This window comes from Flavobacterium sp., assembly GCF_040382755.1.
GTDB lineage: Bacteria > Bacteroidota > Bacteroidia > Flavobacteriales > Flavobacteriaceae > Flavobacterium.
This window is the reverse complement of sequence record NZ_JBEIET010000137.1, coordinates 1-4,548: the sequence shown is the minus strand read 5'-3', so window position 1 is coordinate 4,548 and position 4,548 is coordinate 1. Positions and strand designations below refer to the sequence as shown.

The 4,548-nt window shown below is 33.3% G+C and carries 5 protein-coding genes; 1 reads left to right on the top strand and 4 read right to left on the bottom strand.

The window, feature by feature from the left end:
- The 3 genes from ABWO04_RS09950 to ABWO04_RS09940 form a co-directional block, all read right to left on the bottom strand.
- Positions 1 to 1,053, bottom strand: coding sequence for a 2Fe-2S iron-sulfur cluster-binding protein (locus ABWO04_RS09950; protein ID WP_353079561.1), 1,053 nt, complete (start codon positions 1,051 to 1,053; stop codon positions 1 to 3).
- 8 nt (positions 1,054 to 1,061) lie between these two features.
- The gene (locus ABWO04_RS09945; RefSeq protein WP_353079560.1) at positions 1,062 to 1,574 is read right to left on the bottom strand and encodes an acyl-CoA thioesterase; all 513 of its coding nucleotides are present in this window, start codon (positions 1,572 to 1,574) and stop codon (positions 1,062 to 1,064) included.
- Between the two features lie 66 nt (positions 1,575 to 1,640).
- Entirely contained in the window at positions 1,641 to 2,621 is a 981-nt protein-coding gene (locus ABWO04_RS09940; RefSeq protein WP_353079559.1) for an HU domain-containing protein, read from the bottom strand.
- Between the two features lie 145 nt (positions 2,622 to 2,766).
- On the opposite strand from ABWO04_RS09940, the gene dprA reads away from it, so the two are divergent.
- Positions 2,767 to 3,873, top strand: coding sequence for a DNA-processing protein DprA (gene dprA, locus ABWO04_RS09935; protein WP_353079558.1), 1,107 nt, complete (start codon positions 2,767 to 2,769; stop codon positions 3,871 to 3,873).
- Between the two features lie 186 nt (positions 3,874 to 4,059).
- Here the strand turns inward: dprA and ABWO04_RS09930 are convergent.
- Positions 4,060 to 4,548 (bottom strand): tryptophan--tRNA ligase (locus ABWO04_RS09930; protein WP_502903982.1); only part of this gene is annotated, 489 nt, incomplete at its 5' end.

Sequence of the window (4,548 nt, the reverse complement as noted above, 5' to 3'; positions counted from 1 at the left end):
TTAAATATCATCAAAATCAATTTTAATTTCAGAGGTTGTTGGCACGGCTTGACAAGCTAAAACCAATCCTTCAGCTACTTCATTATCTGTTAAAATTTGGTTTTTCTTCATCGTAGCGCTTCCTTCTGTCACACGACAAATACAGCTGCTACAAATACCGCCTTGGCAAGAATAAGGCACGTCTAAACCTTGTTTTAAAGCCGCTTCTAAAATGGTTTGTTGTTGACTCATTTCAAACGAAACTTCATCAGCATCTACTGTAATTGAAATAGCTGTGTGACCTTCATTTCCAGACACAACTTTGTTTTCTGAGGCAGTTGAAGTGCCAAATAATTCAAATTTAATGTCTTTTTCAGCTACATTGTTTTCTTTTAAAGTCGCCGTAACTACTTGTATCATTGCTTCTGGTCCGCACAAATAAAACTTAGAAAAGGTTTTATCGGAATGTTTGGTTTTTAAAACAGTATGTACAACATTTTTGTCAATTCTTCCAGATAATTCGCCAGCAATATTGGCTTGACTATATACAAAATGCACAAAAAAGCGACCTAAATTTTTTAATTGAAGCGCCTTTAATTCCTCGTGAAATATAGTTTCCGATTCGTCTTTGTTGCCATAAATTAAAACAAAAGTGCTATTTGGTTCTTCTTCTAAGACACTTTTTGCAATCGATAAAACAGGAGTAATTCCACTACCAGCTGCAAAAGCGGCATAGCTTCTTTGGTGTTCTTGCTTGGCTTCAAACGTAAATTTTCCTTCAGGAATACTTACTTCTAACAAATCACCAACAGCTAATTTTGTGTTGGCAAATTTCGAAAAAGTACCGTTTTTTACTTCTTTTACTGCAATTCGCATTTCATCACTTTTTGGTGAAGAACAAATAGAATAGGCTCTACGAAGTTCTTTACCGTCTAAAGTTAGTTTTAAAGTTACATATTGCCCAGCTATAAATTGGTAAGCCGTTTTTAGTTCTTGTGGAATATTAAAAACGATTGAAACTGCATTTTTTGTTTCTCGTTTGATTTCTTTTATTGCTAATTTATAAAAATCCATATGATGTATTAGTTGGTAAACAATGCTTTTAATTCAGTTGCGTCACTTGGTTTCATTTTTCCTGCCAATACCAAGCTTAATTGTTTTCTTCTTAGTGCGGCGTCGTAACGTTGTATTTCTAATTCGGTTTGTGGTTCAATGGGTGGCACCGGAACAGGACTTCCAGTTTCGTCAACGGCAACAAACGTATAAATGGCTTCGTTGGCTTTATTTTTAATACCTGATTCTCTATCTTCAATCCAAACATCAATAAAAATTTCCATAGAAGTATTGAAAGTTCTCGATACTTTCGATTCTACCGTAACCACACTTCCTAACGGAATGGCTCTGTTAAACGCCACGTGGTTTACCGAAGCCGTAACGCAAATTCTTCTCGAATGACGACGCGCAGTAATACTTGCGGCTCTATCCATTCGTGCTAATAATTCGCCACCAAATAAATTGTTTAATGGATTGGTTTCGCCAGGTAACACTAAATCGGTTAATGTTGTAACGGAGTCTGAAGGATATTTGTTTTGCATTATTTTTTTTACAAAGATACTAACTCTGATTTAAAAATAGGGTATAAAAAAATCCCAAAATTGGGATTAGTCTATTAGCAACCAAGCGTCAACGCTATCTTTTGCTTTTATTTGAATTTTTAAATTTTGAGCTTCAGTTAAATTAGAAAAACTACCAAAAGCAACGGGTATTAAACCGTATTTGTTTTCCTTCAATAAATGCGCTTCAAAACCTTTTGATATTAAATCATTCATAGCATTAATCGCGTTTTGTTTGCTTCTAAATGCACCTGCAACTACGTGGTATTTTTCGGTATGTGTTGCTTCTAAAGTTAAATCAACAGCGTTTATTGGATTTGGAATCACAAACGTAGCCTCTTGAAGTTTTTGATTTATTTTTTCTTGCACCGTTTTTTCTACGATACTTGTTTGTTGTTCAATCGTGTAGTCAAAATACATTTTGTAACCATACGTTCCTGCAGAGGCAAAAATGGCCACAGCTGCAGCATATTTCATCCAGGTTTTCGTACGATTTTTTCCGTTTAATGGAATAACTGGAGTTTCTTCTTCCGAGGTAGCATCAACTGAAACAGGCGTTTCAATTTGAGGCGCAACTTCTAAGGTAATCTCAGTTTGAATTTGATTTTCTCTTGCTATTTCTGGCGAATTAAAACCAGCCAAACCAAAAGAATCTGTCAAATAATTAATTGCTGTATTCGGCTTGAAAACAAAATTATGTTCCGAATTTGAAAAAATTTCACCAATATTTTCTAATACCAAACTTTCTTTATTTTCTAATTTTTCTAACCAAAAAACAACTTGAGTATGAATTTTGCTTACGGCGTTTTCGTAACTTATTTTTTCTTGTAATGCGATATGATTGGCCAATAAACCATCATTGTTTTTTATATGAGAATTAAAAGAAATTACTTTTTTCGGCGGTACAAACGAATTTTGAGCCACAATAACTTGCGCAGATTGCCATTCGCATAAAAACGCTCCAAAACCCGGAACGCCTACGCATTGGTATCTGTACAACAATTCTGAAATGTATTTTTCTATTTTCATCTATGCAAAATTAAGTATTCAAGCCCAAAAACAAAATTTTATTAACAATTTTTATTAACAATTTAAAAAATAAATTTTCTTCGTTTTGCGGTTTTTTTAAAAATTACTAAAAAAATAAATATATTTGTAGGATATATTATACGCCATGTTACATAACGAATTATTACACACACTCGCACTCTTAAAAGTGGAAGGAATTGGTGATGTTGTTGCCAAAAAACTAATTAAACAATGCGGTTCTGCCGCTGCAGTTTTCCAAACCTCTAAAAAAGCATTTGTTGCCATTGACGGCATAGGTGATTATCTCTACAAAAATTTACAAGAAAAAAAGATTTTTAATTGGGCGGAAAATGAACTTCGTTTCATCGAAAAAGAACAAATTTCTTATACTACATTTGAAGACGATTCGTACCCAGAACGCTTAAAACATTGTGCCGATGGTCCAACTGTTTTATTTCAATCAGGTGCTATTAATTTGCAAAATAAAAGAGTAATTAATATCGTAGGAACCCGTCAAATTAGCCCTTATGGAGTCGCATTTACCAATACACTTTTGGAAGATTTAGCACCATTGAACCCAATTATTGTTAGTGGTTTTGCCTATGGAGTTGACATTGTGGCACATCAAGCGGCAATGCAAAATAATTTACAAACTATTGGAGTTTTGGCTCACGGTTTGAATCAAATATATCCAAAATCACATAAAAAGTATATTTCTCAAATGGAGCAAAATGGCGGTTTTATGACCGAATTTTGGAGTACTTCAAATCCGGATAGAGAAAACTTTATCAAACGAAATAGAATTGTAGCAGGTATGTGCGAAGCTACTATTGTAATTGAAAGTGCCGAAAAAGGCGGCTCACTAATTACGGCCAATATAGCGAATGATTACAACAGAGATGTATTTGCTGTACCGGGAAGAATTACCGATAAATTTAGCCAAGGGTGTAACAAATTAATAAAAACTCAGCGCGCCCATTTATTGAATAGTGTAGCCGATTTGGTATATATTTTAAATTGGGATATTGATACGAAAAAAGAAAGCAAACCCATCCAAAAACAACTTTTCGTTTCCTTGACGGAGGAAGAACAAAAAATCTATGACTATTTAGTAAATAAAGAAAATGAATTGATGGATATTATAGCATTAGATTGCGATTTCCCTATTTTTAAAATTTCATCTTTGTTATTAAATATGGAGTTAAAAGGCGTTATTAGACCTTTACCAGGCAAGTTTTTTGAAGCGCTATAGGTTTAAGTAGAAAGTCATAAAGTCGTAAAGTTGAAAGAACAGTCACGGAATTTAAAGTCATATAATTACACAACAGTAACTAATTTATACTATTATCCTAATTTTTTTAAAACACAGATTTCACAGATTAGCACGAAACTAATGTGTGAAATCTGTGAAATTTGTGAAAATCTGTGTAAAAAAACGCTACATAAAGCCAAGGTTTTCTCGTACTCTTTTTAATACGCCATCTGCTACTTTACCTGCTTTTCTAGCTCCTTCAAAAAGTAATTTATCTACTTCTTCAGGGTGGTTTATGAAGTAATTATATTTTTCTCTTTCGGATTTAAATTTTTCAGTAATTAAATCAAAAAGCGCTTGTTTGGCGTGTCCAAAACCATAATTTCCAGCTAAATATTTGGCTTTTAAATCTGCAGTTTGTTCTGGCGAAGCTAATAATTTATATAAGCCAAACACATTACAAGTATCTGGATTTTTTGGATCTTCTAAAGGTGTACTATCTGTTTCGATGCCTTTTATTTGTTTTAAAAGCGTTTTATCGTCTACAAAAATATTGATGAAATTATTTCTTGATTTACTCATTTTATGCCCATCTGTTCCCGGAATAATCATAATTTGCTCATCTATTTTTGCTTCTGGTAATACAAAGGTTTCACCCATTTGGTGATTAAATCT

What these genes read in the sequence shown, in the direction of transcription:
- ABWO04_RS09950 (WP_353079561.1), bottom strand. Translation starts at nt 1,053, where the DNA reads ATGGATTTTTATAAATTAGCAATAAAAGAAATCAAACGAGAAACAAAA.
- ABWO04_RS09945 (WP_353079560.1), bottom strand. Translation starts at nt 1,574, where the DNA reads ATGCAAAACAAATATCCTTCAGACTCCGTTACAACATTAACCGATTTA.
- ABWO04_RS09940 (WP_353079559.1), bottom strand. Translation starts at nt 2,621, where the DNA reads ATGAAAATAGAAAAATACATTTCAGAATTGTTGTACAGATACCAATGC.
- dprA (WP_353079558.1), top strand. Translation starts at nt 2,767, where the DNA reads ATGTTACATAACGAATTATTACACACACTCGCACTCTTAAAAGTGGAA.